At 64.0% G+C, this 18,347-nt stretch carries 15 protein-coding genes; 9 read left to right on the top strand and 6 right to left on the bottom strand.

The window, feature by feature from the left end:
- The first annotated feature begins 77 nt into the window (after nt 1-77).
- The 4 genes from ACQKRQ_RS06235 to ACQKRQ_RS06220 all read left to right on the top strand — a co-directional run bounded on the left by ACQKRQ_RS06235 (nt 78) and on the right by ACQKRQ_RS06220 (nt 5,743).
- Complete coding sequence (locus tag ACQKRQ_RS06235) at nt 78-881, top strand: alpha/beta fold hydrolase (protein WP_132377265.1); 804 nt, start codon at nt 78-80, stop codon at nt 879-881.
- A gap of 4 nt (nt 882-885) precedes the next feature.
- The gene (locus ACQKRQ_RS06230) at nt 886-3,216 is read left to right on the top strand and encodes a PAS domain S-box protein (protein WP_427475743.1); all 2,331 of its coding nucleotides are present in this window, start codon (nt 886-888) and stop codon (nt 3,214-3,216) included.
- Between the two features lie 120 nt (nt 3,217-3,336).
- A complete protein-coding gene (zapE, locus tag ACQKRQ_RS06225) occupies nt 3,337-4,440 on the top strand; it encodes a cell division protein ZapE (RefSeq protein WP_427475741.1) in 1,104 nt (367 codons plus the stop codon).
- A 217-nt stretch (nt 4,441-4,657) separates the two neighbouring features.
- Entirely contained in the window at nt 4,658-5,743 is a 1,086-nt protein-coding gene (locus ACQKRQ_RS06220) for a hypothetical protein (RefSeq protein WP_408285764.1), read from the top strand.
- A 102-nt stretch (nt 5,744-5,845) separates the two neighbouring features.
- Here ACQKRQ_RS06220 and tkt read toward each other — a convergent pair whose 3' ends face one another.
- The 3 genes from tkt to ACQKRQ_RS06205 all read right to left on the bottom strand — a co-directional run bounded on the left by tkt (nt 5,846) and on the right by ACQKRQ_RS06205 (nt 9,401).
- The gene (tkt, locus tag ACQKRQ_RS06215) at nt 5,846-7,930 is read right to left on the bottom strand and encodes a transketolase (RefSeq protein ID WP_408285762.1); all 2,085 of its coding nucleotides are present in this window, start codon (nt 7,928-7,930) and stop codon (nt 5,846-5,848) included.
- A 257-nt stretch (nt 7,931-8,187) separates the two neighbouring features.
- Nucleotides 8,188-8,733: a cupin domain-containing protein gene (locus tag ACQKRQ_RS06210; protein WP_132377270.1), complete on the bottom strand. Its 546-nt coding sequence runs from the start codon at nt 8,731-8,733 to the stop codon at nt 8,188-8,190.
- 395 nt (nt 8,734-9,128) lie between these two features.
- Nucleotides 9,129-9,401: a hypothetical protein gene (locus ACQKRQ_RS06205; RefSeq protein ID WP_427475740.1), complete on the bottom strand. Its 273-nt coding sequence runs from the start codon at nt 9,399-9,401 to the stop codon at nt 9,129-9,131.
- A 156-nt stretch (nt 9,402-9,557) separates the two neighbouring features.
- On the opposite strand from ACQKRQ_RS06205, the gene ACQKRQ_RS06200 reads away from it, so the two are divergent.
- The gene (locus ACQKRQ_RS06200) at nt 9,558-9,794 is read left to right on the top strand and encodes a hypothetical protein (RefSeq protein WP_132377272.1); all 237 of its coding nucleotides are present in this window, start codon (nt 9,558-9,560) and stop codon (nt 9,792-9,794) included.
- A gap of 44 nt (nt 9,795-9,838) precedes the next feature.
- Here ACQKRQ_RS06200 and ACQKRQ_RS06195 read toward each other — a convergent pair whose 3' ends face one another.
- Nucleotides 9,839-10,084, bottom strand: a complete 246-nt coding sequence (locus ACQKRQ_RS06195) for a DUF6723 family protein (protein WP_132377273.1) — start codon at nt 10,082-10,084, stop codon at nt 9,839-9,841.
- A gap of 195 nt (nt 10,085-10,279) precedes the next feature.
- Between ACQKRQ_RS06195 and ACQKRQ_RS06190 the strand changes: the two genes are divergently transcribed.
- On the top strand, nt 10,280-10,477 hold the full coding sequence (locus ACQKRQ_RS06190; RefSeq protein ID WP_427475738.1) for a hypothetical protein: 198 nt from the start codon (nt 10,280-10,282) through the stop codon (nt 10,475-10,477).
- A gap of 133 nt (nt 10,478-10,610) precedes the next feature.
- The gene (locus ACQKRQ_RS06185; RefSeq protein ID WP_427475736.1) at nt 10,611-12,980 is read left to right on the top strand and encodes an FdhF/YdeP family oxidoreductase; all 2,370 of its coding nucleotides are present in this window, start codon (nt 10,611-10,613) and stop codon (nt 12,978-12,980) included.
- A 76-nt stretch (nt 12,981-13,056) separates the two neighbouring features.
- On the opposite strand, the gene ACQKRQ_RS06180 is transcribed toward ACQKRQ_RS06185, so the two are convergent.
- Nucleotides 13,057-14,142, bottom strand: coding sequence for a porin (locus ACQKRQ_RS06180; protein WP_427476096.1), 1,086 nt, complete (start codon nt 14,140-14,142; stop codon nt 13,057-13,059).
- A 318-nt stretch (nt 14,143-14,460) separates the two neighbouring features.
- Here ACQKRQ_RS06180 and ACQKRQ_RS06175 point away from each other — a divergent pair, with 318 nt between their 5' ends.
- Both ACQKRQ_RS06175 and ACQKRQ_RS06170 read left to right on the top strand, forming a co-directional pair.
- Complete coding sequence (locus tag ACQKRQ_RS06175) at nt 14,461-15,690, top strand: AAA family ATPase (protein WP_427475734.1); 1,230 nt, start codon at nt 14,461-14,463, stop codon at nt 15,688-15,690.
- A gap of 5 nt (nt 15,691-15,695) precedes the next feature.
- The gene (locus ACQKRQ_RS06170; RefSeq protein ID WP_427476094.1) at nt 15,696-17,441 is read left to right on the top strand and encodes a cobaltochelatase CobT-related protein; all 1,746 of its coding nucleotides are present in this window, start codon (nt 15,696-15,698) and stop codon (nt 17,439-17,441) included.
- Between the two features lie 27 nt (nt 17,442-17,468).
- Here ACQKRQ_RS06170 and ACQKRQ_RS06165 read toward each other — a convergent pair whose 3' ends face one another.
- Nucleotides 17,469-18,302 (bottom strand): class II glutamine amidotransferase, encoded by an 834-nt coding sequence (locus ACQKRQ_RS06165; protein ID WP_427475732.1) that lies wholly within the window; start codon nt 18,300-18,302, stop codon nt 17,469-17,471.
- Nucleotides 18,303-18,347: the final 45 nt, after the last annotated feature.

Here is an 18,347-nt window from a genome sequence, read left to right as displayed (position 1 = left end):
GTAACATTCTCCTGAATACCGGCCGGGGCGCACGCCTGGCGTAACCGCCTCCACCCGGCAGGCTTCAGGACCCGACAATGAGCATCACCCTACGCAACAACATACAGATTTCCGGCAACGGCAAGCGGACCATGGTGCTGGCGCACGGCTTCGGTTGCGATCAAACCATGTGGCGCTACCTCGCACCGTCGTTTCATGACGAATACCGGACGGTGCTGTTCGATCACGTCGGCAGCGGCTCGTCGGATCTGAGCGCCTACGACATCGACAAGTACGACTCGCTGTACGGCTACGCCAGCGACCTGATCGAGATCATCCGCGAAGTCGCCGAGGGTCCGGTGGTGTTCGTCGGCCACTCCGTCAGCGCGATGATCGGCCTGATCGCGAGTCTCAAGGCGCCGCAACTCTTCTCCGCGCTCATCATGGTGGGCCCCTCGCCCTGTTATGTGAACGACGGCGATTACGTCGGCGGCTTCTCGCGCGACGATATCGAAGACCTGCTGCGCACCCTCGAAAGCAACTACCTCGGCTGGTCGAGCACGATGGCGCCGGCCATCATGGGCGCGCCGGAGCAGCCGGAGCTCGGCGTCGAACTGACCAACAGTTTCTGCCGCACCGACCCCGAGATCGCGCGGCAATTCGCGCGCGTCACGTTTCTCTCCGACCATCGCGCGATACTGTCGCGCGCGACCACGCCCACGCTGATTCTGCAATGTAGCGACGACATCATCGCGCCGTGCGCGGTCGGCGAATATCTGCACCGCATGATGCCTGGCAGCACGCTGCATCTCATCGAGAACGTCGGCCATTGTCCACACCTCAGCTCACCGAGCGCAAGCGCGGACGCGATGAACGCCTTTCTCGGGCCGATGAGCCTGTAGCACGATGCAAAGCACGGACCGCCCGCTGCCCTCAGCCGACGCATTATTCGAGCACGCCGCCTGCGGCCTGCTCGTCACCGATGCCAACGGACGCATCCTGCGCGTGAACGCGACCTTCTGCGGCTGGCTCGGCTATGAGACCGCGGAGCTTGCCGGGGCGAAGCAAATCCAGGATCTGCTGAGCGCCGGCGGCAAGGTGTTCTATCAGACGCATTGGGCGCCGCTGCTGCAAATGCAGGGCTCGGTGGCCGAGGTCAAGCTGAACATGATGCATCGCGACGGCCACATGGTGCCGATGCTGCTCAACGCGGTGCGCCGCCGTCATGGCGACGTGACTTACCTCGAAGTGGCGGTGCTGATCGTCGCCGACCGCCATAAGTACGAGCAGGAGCTGCTGCTCGCGCGGCGCAATGCCGAGGCGTCCGTGGCCGCGCATCAGCTCGCGCAGCGGGAGTTGCAGGAAAGCCGCGACGTGTTGAGTCTCGCCATGCGCGGCGCGCGCATGGGCGCGTGGTCCCACGAACCGAATTCGGGCAAGTTCTGGTGGAGCCGCGAACTGGAAGCGCTCGCGGGTTATGCCGAAGGCCGCTTCGCCACCACGCCCGGCGGCTTTTTCGAACTGATTCATCCGGGCGATCTGGTTGCGCTGAACGAGGCAGTGGACCATGCGGTGGAAGCCGGTGACGACTACGTCGCCGAATTCCGCTTTCTGCATGCGAGCGGCGACTGGTGCTGGATGGAAGGCCGCGGGCGCGCCACGTATGACCGCCACGGCGAGCCGCTGATGATCTACGGCCTCGGCATCGACATTACCGAACGCAAGGAAGCGCAGACGGTCCTGCTACGCCAGGCCGCGATCTTCGAGCACCTGAGCGATGCGATCGTGATCACCGACCTGCGCGGCAATATCACCGACTTCAACGTGGGCGGCGAGCGCATGCTGGGTTATCGCATGCGCGAGATTCTCGGCAAACCGGTCGCGCTCTTCCTGCCGCCGGAAGAAGCGCTGAGCATCCGCCGGGAAGCGCTCGCGGCGCTCGCCGCCGAAGGCACGTGGCGCGGCGAGTTGCCGTTCGTGCGGAGCGACGGTTCGCGCGGCGTGTGCGAAACCGTGGTCAAGCCGCTCGCGAACGCGCGCGGCGATATTTACGGCGCGGTCAGCATCAACCGTGACATTACCGAGCGACGGCGCGCCGAGCAGCAACTCACGCGGCTGAATCTCGAACTCTCGAAGGCCGATCGCCGCAAGGACGAGTTTCTCGCCACGCTCGCGCACGAACTGCGCAATCCACTGGCGCCGATGCGCAACGTGCTCGAGATTCTGCGTCTCAAGGAATTCGCCGATCCACAATTGAACTGGTCGCGCGACGTGTTCGACCGGCAACTGCAACATATGACACATCTGGTCGACGATCTGCTGGAGGTCTCGCGCATCACTCAGGGCAAGCTCGAGTTGCGCAAGCAACGTCTCGAACTGGCGCGCGCAATGCAATCGGCCATGGAAGCGGCGCGGCCGACCGTGCAGGCCTCGTCGCATCATCTGAGCGTGACGCTGCCACGCGAGCCGCTTTATCTGGTTGCCGATCCCACGCGCCTGTCGCAGATGATCCTGAATCTGCTGAACAACGCCGCCAAGTACACGCCGCCTGGCGGCAGCATTTCGCTCGCTGCGGAACGCGAGGGCGATGAAGCGGTAATCGTCGTGCGCGATTCCGGCATCGGCATTCCGGGCGAGCATCTGGACAGCGTGTTCGAAATGTTCTCGCAACTCGCGCCCGCGCTGGACCGCTCGCAAGGCGGCCTCGGCATCGGCCTCGCGCTGGTGCGCGGCCTCGCGGAACTGCATGGCGGCACGGTCGCGGCCTTCAGCGACGGCCCCGGCAAAGGCAGCGAGTTCGTGATCCGCCTGCCGCTGACCAAATCCGCTTCGTTGCCGTCCGACAGTGCGCCGACCGAGACGCCGCACGCGGCGGGTTTGCGCGTCGTGATCGTCGACGATAATGCGGACGCCGCCGACAGTCTCGCGATGGTGCTCGAACTCGAAGGCCACGAAGTGCGCACGGCCGGCGACGGCATCGCCGGTCTTGAACTGATCGGCGCGTTCGCGCCGCAGGCGGTGATTCTCGACATCGGCTTGCCGCTTCTGAACGGCTATGAAGTGGCGCGGCGCATTCGCCACGATTACCAGGACGCCGGCATTGTCCTGATCGCCGTGACCGGCTGGGGCCAGCAGCAGGACAAGCAGACGGCCGTGGCCGCCGGCTTCGACCATCACTTCACGAAGCCGGTCGATCCGGGCGAGTTGCAACGGGTGTTGAGCCGGCAGCGGGTATGAGCGCGCCTTGTTAAACTGACGCGATTTCCGCCCGCCGCCCCTTTATGCCCATCGACACCGCTGCCGCATTCGCCGCCATCTCTTGCGAAACCGTTTCGCCACGCACCGGCAAGCTTGCTCATGCTTGACGGCGCTCAAGTCACACGCACCTTGGCCGCGCGTGGCATCGCGCCCGATGCGAGCCAGCGCGAAGCGATCGGCGCGCTCGTTGCACTGCTCGGCGCGAATGGCCGGCGCGCGCGGTCCAACTCGCCAGCGGCGCATCGAGGCGTGTATTGCCACGGACTGCCTGGGCGCGGCAAGAGCCTCGTGGTCGACACGGTGTTCGAGTTGGCGACCTGCCGCAAGCGGCGTCTGCACTTTCACGAATTTCTGCGTGAGATGAACCGGCGGCTCGTGAGCGAGCCGCGCGGCGACGACCGCCTCGGCTCGGTCTCGCGGCAATGGCTCGACGGTGTCGAGTTGCTGTGCTTCGACGAATTCCACGTACACGATATCGCCGACGCGTTCCTGATGGGCCGCTTTCTCGATACCGCAATCGGTCTCGGCACACACATCGTGCTCACCTCGAACTACGCGCCGGATGGCCTGCTATCCGACCCGGAGTTTCACGAGCGCTTTCTGCCGACCATCGAACAGATCAAACGCTGCTTCACCGTGATTCGTTTCGACGGCGCGCGCGACTACCGTTTCGGCGGTGAAGAAGCACAAGTGCCGCACTTCTTCGCGCCGCTCGATGCCGCCAATCGTGAAACCATGCGCCAGATTTTCGTGCGTTATGAAGGCAGCGAAACGCTGGATCCGGTTACGGTGAGCGCGGCCGGCCGCCCGCTTGCCGCACGCGCGGCGGGCGCGGCATTACTGTGGGCGGACTTCGAGAATCTGTGCGTGGCGAGCCGCTCGCATCTCGACTATCTGGATCTCGCCGAGCAATGGCACGGTCTGATTCTCGACAATCTGCGCACCGAATGGCTGAGCCAATCCCACACGCTACAACGGCTGATCTGGCTGGTCGATATTCTCTACGACCGCAAGCGTGCGCTGTTCATCGCCTCGGACGAACCGATCGAAGCGGCGCTCAGCGGCCTGGAAGGCGCGCACGATCTGTCGCGCACGCTGAGCCGGCTCGCCGAAATGCAATCGCGCGCTTATCGCAACACGCTCGACGGGATGGACGAGGACTCGGCGGACACGCCGGCAGATGCAATGGACAGTTCCTCTTAAGCTGCCGGGCAGCTACTTACGTGCGTATTCTGCAAATCTTGCAAAACGATCGCAAATCCTGCGCACCCTCTTTGAATCGCCATCGTCGAGAGAAAACCCCGCTATTCATAGGATGAAACGGCGGATGGCGCCTGCGTGCCGCCATTCGGGAATAGGACCTGCTACCGCCGTTGCGGGCCCATTCTTCAGCGGATAGCGTTCCGCTCTTCCCGTCCTCATGATCAGAACCGCTTCTGTCGCCGCGGCATTGTGCGCGGCCTGCGTCACTTCCGCCTGCGTCCACATCGGACCATCCCGCCTCAAAGCCGATCAGGTCGACTATGCGCGCGCCCTCGGCGATGCGAAGAAACGCGAGATTCTCGCCGCCGTGGTCGGGTTGCGTTACGGCGACGCGCCCGCGTTCCTGACGGTCAGCAGCATCATCGCCGCCTATACGTTCGATGCCACCGCGGGCGCCACGGCCAACGTCGGCTCGGGCAGCCAGCCGAATTACGCGCTCGCAACGGGCAGCGCTTCGTATTCGAATCACCCGACCTTCACCTTCACGCCGACCACGGGCGAAGCCTTCGCGTCGGCGTACATCCGCCCGCTTGCGCCGTCGCTGGTGTTGCCGCTTGCCGAAGGCGGCATTCCGATCGATCTGCTGTTGCGCATCACCGCGCAATCGGTGGGCGGCTTGCAGAACGGCAATGCGCTCGGCGGCGAAAACAGCGCGGGTGCGCCGGGTTTCTTCGAGTTGCTGCAAGCGCTGCGACGTCTGCAACTGGCCGGCGAACTGAACGTCGAGTCGCGCCAGGCGGACGGCAAAAGCGGGGCGATGGGCGTGTATCTGGTGATGGGCGCGACCACCAGCGGCGAGTCGCCGGCCACGGCGGCCGATCTTGCCCGCGTGCGCAAACTGCTGCATCTGTCGTCGAATACGCGGACCTATGAGATTGTCTACGGGCCGTCGTCGGCATCGCAAAAGGGCGACAAGATACCGATGGTGACGCGCTCGGTGCTCGGCATCCTTTCCGACCTCGGCGCCCAGGTGCAGGTGCCGGTCGAGCGTATCAGCGATGGCTCGACCAAGCCGACCGTCGGCCTGATCGGCGGCGAGACCAGGCCGACCATCATCGTGCACTCCGGCAAAACACCGCCTGAGAATGCCTACGTGATGATCGCGTACGGACCGTCGACGTATTGGGTCGATCGCAACGACTTCGATTCGAAATATGCCTTTACGGTCGTGCAGAATCTGATGGCGCTAGCGGAAGCCGATACGAGCAGCAAGGCGCCGGTGGTGACGATTCCGGCGAATTGATCGCGCGATAGCGGCGGCGGCCCGCGAGTTCGCGGCGGATAAAAAAGCCGGCGGCTCTCATCAAGCCACCGGCTCTTTACCGCGGCGGACCTATCCGTGCCTTTACTCCTGACTGCGCTTGGACTGCACCCGCGCGATCTGCTGCTTCGCCGCTTCGTACACCCGCTCCGGCGTGAAGCCGAACTTCTTCTTCAGATCGGCGAGCGGCGCGGACGCGCCGAACGTATGCATCACCACCTGCGCGCCGAGACGGCCCACATAGCGGTCCCAGCCGAGCGAGGCTGCCTGTTCGACAGCGACACGCGCGTCGACGTCCGGTGGCAATACCGAGTCCTGATATGCCTCGTCCTGGCGCTCGAAGATGTCCCACGACGGCATCGACACCACGCGCGCCGCGATCCCCTCGCCCTTGAGCTTCTCGTACGCGTCGACGCAGATCGAGAGTTCGCTGCCCGTCGCCATCAGGATCACTTGCGGCTTCTGTCCATCGGGCGCATCGGCGAGTACATAAGCGCCCTTCCGCGTGCCGCTGGCGGCGGCATAGCGGCTGCGGTCCAACGTGGGCAGCGCCTGACGCGACACGACGATGCACGACGGCCGCCGCGGATCCGACAGCGCCACCCGCCAAACCTCGGCGACTTCGTTGGCATCGCCCGGACGCAGCACGGTGAGCCCCGGCACGCCGCGCAGCGAGGCCAGTTGCTCGATCGGCTGATGGGTCGGGCCGTCTTCGCCCACGCCGATCGAATCGTGCGTGAACACGAAGATGGACGGCACTTCCATGATCGCCGAGAGGCGGATCGGCGGCTTCATGTAGTCGCTGAAAATCAGGAACGTGGAGCCGAACGGCCGCAGATTCGACAGCGCGAGGCCGTTCACCGCCGCACCCATTGCGTGTTCGCGGATGCCGAAGTGCAGATTGCAGCCGCCGTAGCTATCGTGCTCGAAGCTGCCCGCGCCTTCGAATTTCAGGTTGGTTTTGGTGGACGGCGAGAGATCCGCCGCGCCGCCGATCATCCACGGCACGCGCGCGGCAATCGCGTTGAGCACCTTGCCCGACGAATCGCGTGACGCGACGCCCTTCGGATCCGCGTCGAATGTGGGGATGTCGCTGTCCCAGCCCGCCGGCAGTTCGTGCGCTTCCATCTGCGCGAATTCACGCGCGAGCTCCGGGTACTTTTTGGTGTACGCGTCGTACTGCGCCTGCCATTGCTCGCGTGCCGCCTTGCCGCGCGCGCCGATGCCCGCCGCGAAGCGCTCGTGCACGCCGTCCGGCACATAGAAGAATTTGTCCTCCGGCCAGCCATACGCCTTCTTGGTGAGCGCCACTTCTTCGACGCCGAGCGCTTCGCCATGCGCCGACGAAGTGTCCTGCTTATGCGGCGAGCCCCAGCCGATGATGCTGTGCACCACGATCAGCGTCGGCCTGTCGGTGATGCTTTTCGCTTCGACTAAAGCGGCTTCGAGCGCGGCGGCGTCGTTGGCGTCGTTCACACGCAGCGTATGCCAGTTGTAACCGTGGAACCGGCTTTCCACGTCGTCGCTGTATGCGAGGTCGGTATGGCCCTCAATGGTCACGCGGTTGCTGTCGTAGATCCAGATCAGATTGGACAGCTTCAGATGCCCGGCGAGCGAAGCCGCCTCGTGCGAGATGCCCTCCATCATGTCGCCGTCGCCGCACAGCGCGTAGACGCGGTGGTCGAAGAGCGGCGCATCCGGCTTGTTGAAGTGGCTCTCGCACCAGCGCCCCGCCATCGCCATGCCGACGCTGTTGCCGAGCCCCTGGCCGAGCGGCCCGGTGGTGGTCTCGACGCCGGTGGTCATGCGGTACTCGGGGTGCCCCGGCGTGTTGCTGTCGATCTGGCGGAAATGCTCTATGTCGTTGAGGGAAACGGCGGGCGCGCCGGTCGGTTTGCCCTCCTCGTCCACCGCCTTCACGTTGGCCAGATGCAGCAGCGAATACAGCAGCATCGACGCATGTCCCACCGAGAGCACGAAGCGATCGCGGTTCGGCCACAACGGCTCGTCCGGGTCGTAACGAAGATGGTTTTGCCACAGATGATAGGCAACGGGTGCCAGTGCCATCGGCGTGCCGGGGTGACCGGAATTGGCCTTTTGCACAGCGTCCATCGACAGCGTGCGGATCGTGTTGATACACAGCTGATCGAGGGCGGGATCGTTTTGCATGGGACACTCCTTGTTCGGCGGTTGAAGAGAAAGCCGGGACGCACTGTGTCGGCGCACCCGGCGAACCGTGTTACGTGGAAGAACGCATGAGGAACCGCTGCGAGGCTCAACGATGATGCGCCGATGCGCGCAAATCTGCACGGAGCGTTACACGCGGCATCAGATGGGTTCGCTGCGGGGAGCGAATTCAGAGGGCTTGGGACGCGAGCCCGTTCCGATCGGCGCGGACAAGGGGGAAGAAACGGCGTGCGCCAGCATCAAGCCGCGCGCAGCCAGTGCTCGACTAGTGGACCATGTTTGCCGTCGATCGGATCCAGCGGCGGAAAAGGCAACGCCTCCATGGCCGCGAGTTCGTCCGGCGTGAGCGCCTCGCGGCGGATGTCCCACTGCTGGCCTTCCGGATAGCCGGCCACGACCCGAAAATGCCGGGCGAACGATTGCAGGCAATGGCCAGTCCCGGCCGGCAGCAGGATCGCGTCGCCGGCGGACAGCGTCACCACCTTGCCGCCCGGTCCGCCAATGATCACTTGCGCGGAGCCGTCCGTCACGCCCAGTATTTCGTGCGCGGTGGCGTGGAAATGGTGGTAGTCGAAAATGCCGTCGCGCCACTGCGGCGGCCACGCATTGCGTTCGAAGAGGATTTCGAACGCGGCCGCGAGGTCGCCGCTATCCGGCATGAGGGCGCGCCTGTAAATCACGACCGGCAATGTGCGGTTGTTCGGCACCCAGTCGTGCGGCTTGAGCATGAAGGCTTCGTACTCGGTCTTGGCGGCGTCGAATCCATGCTTTGAATCGTTGAACATGGTTTGCTCCTTTGCGTCCTGAAGATCGCTGTGCTCCCCTGCAGCCGGCGTTGAAGACAACGTGCCAGCCGGCTCGGGCGATCTTTTCAGCGCCGCATAAAGCGCGCCTGCTTTCGCGCGCGCTTCTTTTTGGGCAATTCTGTGCGCGCTGCCGTGACGATGGACGAATTTCGCAAACATATGAAGTATTGCTCGCTTGGTCTGTTTATCTCAGTCTGCGTGGCACCGGCCGCGAGGGTCGAGTGCCGCGCATGCCCGTCACCGTTGGTCAGCCGCCGCCGACGCCGGACGCATCCGCCGAGGCTTCGTCGCCCGGGTTCAGCGGTTCGTTTTCCTGTTGCATGAATCTCTCCCTCGGATTTCCGGCTTGTACTCCGGGACCAGCATACGCCGCATCATTGCTTGCGCTGCGATTCACGTCCGCCGCCTCCGGGCGGCTCAGCATCAGAGCCGGTGCCGAGCGGGACTTCGGTGGTTTGGGCCGGGCGCTCGTTCGACCGCGGCGGATTGGTCGCCTTGTCCACGCCGGTCTGTTCGACGGGCTCGATACCAAGCGGGCTGGGTTCGACATAGTGCGTGCCGCTCGGCTTGTTGCGCTGTTTCACTTCGTCTGTAACTAGCGCGTCGAGCTGGTCCTGCGGTTTGGTGTCCTGCGGTTCGGTCTGCATGCCGCCCTCCTTCTGATTTCGGATATGTCTTCGATGCAGCAACATCCGGTCCCTCTCCGTCAACACGCCCCTCAGCACGCCAACGGCAAGCTGGGCACAGCCGTTGCGGCAAGTGCGGCGGAGGTCTGGACCGACATTTGTAAAAAGGAGAAGCTCATGACAATGACGACGATTCGCGTATCCGATACTGAAGTACAAGTCGAACGCACCCTGTACACCTTCGCGCAAAAGAACGACGCGGACTCATTCCAGCGCTGCCTCGCCGATACCTCGATCGACAGTTGCTATCGCACGCATCCACCGCTCTCGGCGCGGCCGACGCTGCCTGACGAACATCCCGACGACCCAGGTCGTGGCAGCACGATTTCTCCGTCGCTCGGCGGCATGCCATAAGGCAATCCCTTTTTCTACGGGCGGCGCGAGTGCGCCGCCATCCGTCAGTTCTCAGGGCTCGCGCGATCCGCTGCCACGATCTCACGGCCATAGTCGATCGCGGCGCGGCGCGCCTCGTCGGCGGTCGCGTAGGGCCCGATTTCGGGCGCGCCATCGAATGGAAACAGAATTCTTCTGTCCGCTTTTCTGACAACCTTCAGTCCACCTACGTAACGGCCGTCGCCTGTTCCGTGATAGCTGGCGTAAATCTCGAAGTCATCGTCAGCAACGTCGGCCTTATGTCGCGCCATTTTTCTTTCCCTTGTCCCTGCACTTCAGTGCGTCATATCCAGAGTGATATCGCGGCACGTATCGCCTCTGTGGCGCGACGCGCATGCTGTGGTCGAGCAATAGCTGTTCCACACGGCGCGGGCTCGCATTCGCGGCGAACGAAGCCGGTGGCATGCCTGTTGCGATTGACAGGCATGCACATCACGGAGACCACGATGACTATGACGAGCAAGCGTTGCATGCCGAGTCTGCATCTGCATACGCCGATGCCACCGGAAGTCGACCCCGACGCCCCGCGCCCGACGAGCGATCCCGATCCGTCGCCGCCGCCCGACGACGTGCCGCCGAATGATCCGGATCGTGCGCCAGACGGCGATCCGCCTGCCAGGCCGCCGCCAGTCAGCGCCGCATGATCCTATGCAAGTGGCGTTGCAAGGCGAGGGCTGGGCGGAATGCGTGTAAGCGCAAATTAAACCAGTGGTCCGGTAATTGCGGACTCTTCGGGTAAGCCGGCGCTCAGGGACCGGCAACCCGCCAGGAGTCAACATGAGCACCGATCACATTGTCGAAACCGCGCCGCAGAGCGCAACGAAAGGAACACCCGGCACACCCGATAGCCAGCCCATCAAGGAGTACCGCAACGCCGCCGGCGGCTGGGGCTCGGTGAAAGCGGTCGCGTCGATCCTCGTGCAGGAACACGTGACGTTGAACGGCAGCCGCATCCTCTCGCAGCAAAACAAGGCGGATGGCTTCGCCTGCGTAAGCTGTTCATGGGCCAAACCCGCGGACCCGCATCTCTTCGAGTTCTGTGAAAACGGCGCAAAGGCGACCGCGTGGGAAATCACCAGCAAACATATCGATACGGACTTTTTCGCCGGCCATACGCTGACCGAATTGCGCTCATGGAGCGGTCTGGAACTCGAGTCGCGCGGGCGGCTGACCGCGCCGATGCGCTGGGATCCGGCGACCGACCGCTACGTGCAGACCACCTGGGAACATGCGTTCGCCGAAATCGCGAGCGAACTGCAGGCGCTCGATCCGAATGAAGCGGTGTTCTATGCATCGGGCCGGGCGTCGCTCGAAACGTCCTACATGTATGCGCTGATGGCGCGCGTGTACGGCACCAACAACCTGCCGGACAGTTCGAACATGTGTCACGAAAGCACCTCGGTCGGCTTGCCGAAGTCGATCGGCGTGCCGGTCGGGACCGTGCAACTCGAAGACTTCACGCATACCGACTGCATGCTGTTCTTCGGCCACAACACCGGCACCAACGCGCCGCGCATGCTGCATCAGTTGCAGGATGCGCGCAAACGCGGCGTGGAAATCATCACGTTCAATCCGCTCAAGGAACGCGGGCTCGTCACATTTGCGAACCCGCAGTCGCCGCTCGACATGCTTACCCCGGCCGATACGCGGATCAGCACGCAATATCATCAGGTGAAGATTGGCGGCGACGCGGCGGCGATTGCCGGACTCTGCAAGCTGCTGATCGAATGGGACGACGACGCGCAACGCAACGGTGAGCCGCGGGTGCTCGACGCGGCTTTCATCGCCGAACATACACATGGCTTCGAAACCTTCGCTAACGCGATGCGCGCCACTTCATGGGAAGAGATCGAACACCACTCGCAACTCAGCCGCGGCGCGCTCGAAAGCGCGGCACGTGTCTACGCGAAAGCGAATGCCGCGATGGTGCTGTACGGCATGGGCATCACGCAGCATCGCAGCGGCGTGCACAACGTGCAGATGCTGTCGAACCTGCTGCTTCTGCGCGGCAATATCGGCCGGCCGGGCGCGGGCATCTGCCCGATTCGCGGTCACTCGAACGTGCAGGGACAGCGCACGGTCGGCATCACGGAAAAGCCTGAACTCGCGCCGCTCGACAAGCTGAAGGAACTCTACGGCTTCGAGCCGCCGCGCGACGAAGGCATGACTACGGTCGAAGCATGCCGTGGCGTGCTCGACGGCATGGTCAAGGCCTTCATCGGCCTGGGCGGCAATTTTCAGGTGGCGATTCCCGATCATCATGTGATGGACCCCGCGTGGCAGCGGCTGCGGCTCACGGTGCAGATCGCCACCAAACTCAACCGGAGTCATCTGCTGCACGGCGAGGTCGCGTACCTGCTGCCGTGCCTCGGGCGCATCGAGATCGACCGCCAGGCGAGCGGCGAGCAATGGGTCAGCGTGGAGGACAGCACGGCCTGCGTGCATGGCTCGCACGGACTCGCCGAGCCGGCCGGCGACATGCTGCTGTCGGAACCCGCGATCGTCGCGGGCCTTGCAAAAGCTCTGCTGCCGCGCAATCCGAAGATCGACTGGGATGCGTGGGTGGACGACTACTCGCTGGTGCGCGATGCAATCGAACGCACCTATCCGGATCAGTTCAAGGACTTCAACCAGCGCTTCAGGCAACCAGGCGGGTTTCACCGGCCACTCGCCGCTTGCGAGCGCAAATGGAATACGGCAAGCGGCAAGGCGAATTTCATCGTGCCCGAGACGCTCGACGAAGACGCGGACATGCCGTCGCGAGGTCCAGACGTACTGCGCCTGATGACGGCGCGCGGCGACAGTCAGTTCAACACCACCGTGTACGGTCTCGACGACCGCTTTCGCGGCGTGCGTGGCAGCCGCAGCGTACTGCTCATGCATCAGGACGACATGACGCGGCTCGGCTTTTCGGAAGGCGACACGGTGTGCATCTCCACCGTCTCGAACGACGACGTGACGCGCGAAGTGGACGGCATGCATGTCCACGCGTTCGACATTCCGCTGGGCTGCATCATGGGCTACTACCCTGAGTGCAATCGCCTGATTCCGCTCTCGCATCACGCGCAATCGAGTCAGGTGCCGGCGTCGAAGTCGATTCCGGTGCGGCTGCGCAAGTCGGCGGCGAGCGAGGATTTGGCGGCGTGAGAATGCACAAAGGGCGCGCCGGCCTGAACCGGAGCGCCCTTTCTGCGATGCCAAACTGCCAGCCGCCTACGCTGCATCAGAACTGATGCAACATGCCGACATAAGCACCGGTTTGCGATTCACCCACGAGCGGACTCGTATTGTTGCTCGCATCGCGCGGCGATGCTTCGAGCGAGAAATTCGAGTTGCTGCCATTGCGCACGTAGCCCACGGTGCCGTACAGGAAGGTGCGTTTCGACAGGTTGTAGGTGGTGCCGAGCACATACATCATCGCGTGGCCGGATGGGTCGTGGGCGGCATCGCCCGAGCCGTCGCCGACCTTTATATAGAAGCCGCCCGCCGTCATGGCCCAGCGCGGCAGGAAGTTGTAGGTGGCGCCGAGCCAGTAGTGATCGGCCGAGTCGGCGACGCCGACCGGCGAATCGGGCGCCGAGTAATGCGTGTAGGCGCCCTGAATCTTCACCGCGTCGAAATGCACGTTGACGCCGGCGAAATATTCGCGCGATGCCTGGAAGATGTTGCTGAAGCGGCCGTTGTTGTCGCGCAGTTCGTCGTAAATGCCGCGCACGTCGAAGAGCGGCGAGTGGTAGCTCAGCATGATGCCGTCCGAGCGGCCGAACTCGCCGGCCGCGCCGCTGTTGAAAGCGCCCGCCTGATTGCCGAACGCATATTGCGCCTGCACATCGAAACCCCAGAAGACTGGGCTGTGATACTCGACGTTGTTGCTGGTTTGCTGCCAGTTGCGCCCACGCACGAGCGAGGCCGACGAAAACGCCTGCTGCACGAACGGATCGAATTCCCAAACGCCGTCGCTGTCGATAAACAGATTACGGCCAGCCTGCAAGGTGCCCCACTGCTCGCTCTTCAATCCGACGAACGCGCGCCGCGACCAGAGCCGCCCGCCGCTCGTCGTGCCGTTCATGACCTGCAAACCGGTTTCGAGGTTGAAGATCGCATTGAGTCCGCCGCCCAGATCTTCGTTGCCTTTGAGGCCGAGCATGCTGGTGCCCCAGTCGCCGCCTTCAGCGCTCCATCGGCTCGAACTGCCGCCCGCGCCATTGTTGATGTGATTCAGGTATTCCAGACCGGCGTCGAGGCGGCCATACAAGCTCACGCTGGTTTGACCATATGCCAGCGGACTTGCCACGGCGAGCGCCGCCATTAATTTTGTATGTAGTCTCATTGTTTTGCCGTCAATTTTTTGTGTCGCGATGTAGGGCAAAGAGGACTGCGGATGCTTCAAACACGATCCACGAGAAAGACGTTTGTAAACTACAGCGCTGGGTTCGTCGAACTATAGGCGATACGCGCTCCACGGCCTATTCGTTTGACGCAACAAATATTTGCCCGGCCTGGGCTCGACAAGGCCCGGTTGCCAATGGAATGGGAAGATCGAAAGCCGCTCAAGATAAGATAGTCGCTCATTCGGCCCCAGCCAAATTGCAATGCACGATTCGTTATTGACTATTCAACTTTCGCCATGAACTCGCCCGAACTGACCGAAGACGAAAACCTTGGCCTTTACCAACGCGCAACGGAACACGGCGCCGAATGGTGGCGCGTGAGCGTGGCCGACCGGCCGGAAAATTATCGGCTCGAACATGGCGTCGACAATGGCAGCGGCCCTGGCGCGGTCGATATCGATCTCGTGGTGGACGCGGAAAATCTGCGCGCGAAGCTGAAGAAATGGCGTCGCGAAGGCTTCGCCATCGATACGGACGACGCCGCAAGCGAGCAGTCCGCGGCCGGCCGCGTCGCCTTCATGCCGGAATTGCAGCGCGTCGCGGCGCGAGCTTTGGCGGCGAAACATCGGCAGTTGGAAGGCACCGGCGCGACCGTGCGCATCGGTCATGTGGAGGTGCCTTGCGGCTTCGACAATCCGCTCGTGCCACGCCTCAATCCAGCCTATCTGTTCTCCGAGCGCTTTAACGACATCGTCGAGGACATCGTCGAGAACCGCCGCGTGATGCTGATCGGCCACACCGGCGCCGGCAAGACCAGCCTGATCGAACAGGTCGCGGCGCGGTCGCGTCACGGCGTGCTGCGCTCGAACATGAACGGGCAGACCACGGTTGGCGACTTCGTCGGCTTCTGGACCGTCAAGGGCGGCGAGACGCTGTGGGTCGACGGCGTGTTGCCCACGGCCATGCGCGAGGGGCTCTGGCTGATCGTCGATGAAATCGATTTTGCCGAACCGTCGATTCTCGCCGCCCTCACGGCCGTGCTCGAACCGCACGGCCGCCTCGTGCTGAAGGAAAAGGGCAACGAGATCGTTACGCCGCATCCCGCCTTCCGGTTGTTCGCGACAGCCAATGCGGTCGGCGCGATGAGTCAGTTCCGGCATCTGTATCAGGGCGCCAATCTGATGAACGAGGCGTTTCTGGACCGCTGGCGCGTGTATCTGCTCGACTATCTGACGCCCGCCGAAGAAGCCGACGTGCTGATCGCCACCCTCGCCCCGCACATGTCGCGCGCGCTCGCCACCACGCTCGCCGCAATCGCCGCCGACTGCCGCGCGGCGTTCGCTCGCGAAGATCTCTCGAGCGCGTTCTCGACCCGGCGTCTGCTCGACTGGGCCGAACTGATGCTGCGCACGGGCGACCCCGAACGCGCAGCCGGGCCGGCCATCTACGCGAAGGTGAGCCCGGAAGACGCCGCGTTGATTCGCGGCATCGTTCGCCATCACATCGCGCCGGCTCCTGAAGCGTGAACGCGATGCACGCAACGCGCGACACGCGCGGCTTCGCCTTCGAATCCGCGCTCAGCAAGGTGGCCCGCGTGCTGACCGGGCAATACGGCGTGACGGTCGCGTTCAGTCCGGACGGTCCGCGCGTGGAGCCCGGCCGCATTGTGATTCCCGCCTATGAGTTGAATGGCGAGGTCGAGCGCGATGTGCTGATCGGCTATCTGGATCTGCTGGTCGCGCGCGCCAAGCATGCGTCGCTCGCGCAACTCGATGCGCTGCCCTCGGGCGTCGCCGCGAATCTCGCGCAGGTGATCGAAGACCGCCGCGTGTGTGGACAGTTGCTCGACGAATATCCGGGCGCGCGCTGGTTCATCGGCAAGCTGCGCGTGCATGCGGCCGAGCGCGTGCGGCAGCGCTGGCCGAAGCTGCATTGGCGCGACCGGCTGGTCTGGCTGGTCGAACGCGCGTTGTGGAATGAACCGCCCACCCGGACCGAAGCGAGCCATTCGCTGCTCGCCGCCTTGCATGCCGCGGAGGATCTGCTGCACGAAGCGCGCGCGAGCCGCTCGACCGCGCAGAGCATCGCGGCGGCGCAGGCGCTCGTGGCGCGCGTGCGCGCGTTGTCGGCGGGTGAGGTGAACAGCATGGCGTTCACGGCGGATCCGGTCGAGGACATCGATACGGAAACGGCCGCTTCGTCATCCGTGCCGCTCGAAGACGATGACACCGTGCTGCCCGATCAGGACAGCGCGAACTCGCCACCGTCCGATCGAAGCGGTGGCGCGCAGGCGGACAACGCGGTCGGCATGGGTCAATCGCTGGCGGACGCGCAGCAACCGTCCGCGCGTTCGGAAGGCGAAGCAGGTAACGTCACTGCGGCTGCATCACAAGCCCGGCTGTCGATTCCGCTCGCCACCGAATTCGACGACATCCGCGATCTCACAGGCCAAGGCGACAGCGCCGCCTGGCGCGAGTTGCGGGCGCAGGCTCGCGCGGACACCGCGCCGCTGAAGGAAAAGCTCGAACGCGCGCTGAGCGCCGACGAACGCACGCGCTGGCGCCGCGAGCAGGAGCGCGGCGAGATCGATCGCACCGCGCTGGCGAAGCTCGCCACCTCGCCCGGTTATCGCACGCCGTTTCGCACGCAACGGCCCGCCAAAGGACGCGACGTCGCCGTGACGCTGCTGATCGACCGCAGCGGCTCGATGGCCGGCCGCAAGATCGAACTCGCGCGCCAGTGCGCGGCCGCCTTGTGCGATGCGCTGACGCAGTTGTCGTTCGATTGCGAAGTGCTCGGTTATTGTTCGGTCGAATCCGCGCCCATGAAGCAGCTCTACGAGCGGCAACGCGCCGCCGGCGCGGATTTACGACGCTATAACCGCTTCGTCGAACGGCTCGATCTGAAGGTCTATAAGCGCTTCGGCGCGACGGACCTGAGCGGGATCGCCGCGATCGACTGCGGCCACGAGAATCCGGACGGCGAGGCGCTGGCCTGGGCCGCGACGCGGCTTGCCGACCATCAGGCCGAACGGCGCATCCTGATGATGTTCTCCGACGGCTACCCGTCCACCGGCGACGGCGATCCGCAGGTTTTGCGCAGCGATCTGCGCGAACGCGTCGCGGCCATCGGCAAGCGCGGCATCGAGCTGGTGGGGATCGGCGTGCTGACGGACGCGGTCGAGGACTTCTACCCGCACAACGTGGTGGTCAGCCGCCTCGCCGAACTACCGTCAACGGTGTTCTCCGTGTTGAGCTCGATGCTGCTCACGCGTTGATGGCGGCGCTCAAGGGGCTCACAGCGCTCACGCCGACTGCGGCTTGAACGGATACCGTTCGATTTCACCGCCGCGCGCCACCACCGCCGTGCTCTCCGGAATCTCCTGCCACCAGCCCGGCAGGTCGGCGAGCGGTTCGGACAGCACCAGAAACGCATTCGCGCCGGCCGCCTCGATGCGTGGATCGTCGGGATACAACGCGTGCAGTTGCTGAAACGAGCTGCTGTGAAAGAGCGAGCGCGACTGCCCTTCGCTCGAATAGCGCACTGCGACGATCTGCTCGCCGTCGGTGGCGCACACGGTCATGTTCAGCGGTTCGTCCACGCCATGCTTGCGGCCGGTGTCCTCGACGAAGGCCACCATCCGCTCGAGTGCGGTGACCGGCGCCACTTCCAGGCCGAAGGTCAGCGCGAGGAAAAACATCACCTCGGAATCGGTCGAGCCTTCAATGGACGGAAACAGATCGGGGTCGATCGCCACCATCAGATCGCGGCGCACGGCCGGATAGTTGCGTATCAGGCCGTTATGCGCGAAGAGCCAGCGGCCATGGCGGAACGGATGACAGTTGGTTTCCTGCGACGGCGTATCCGTCGCCGCGCGTATGTGCGCGACGAACAGCGGCGCGCGGATCGCCCGCGCCGCTTCGCGCAAATTGCGGTCGCTCCACGCCGGTTGAATGCAGCGGTAGCGAAACGGAATATCGGTCGGCTGGCCGTACCAGCCGATGCCGAAGCCATCGCCGTTGGTCGTGGTCTGGCCGAGCCGCGAATGCAGGCTCTGGTCGATCAGGGAGTGTTTGGCGTTGAACAGCACCGTTTCGAGCTGAATCGGGTTGCCTGTATAAGCGAGCCAGCGGCACATGAGCTTTTCTCCTGTCGACCAGAGTTGGCGCTTTAGCGCCTTACT

This window comes from Paraburkholderia sp. NPDC080076, from assembly GCF_050281145.1.
Lineage (GTDB): Bacteria > Pseudomonadota > Gammaproteobacteria > Burkholderiales > Burkholderiaceae > Paraburkholderia.
This window is presented reverse-complemented; position numbering and strand designations above follow the sequence as displayed.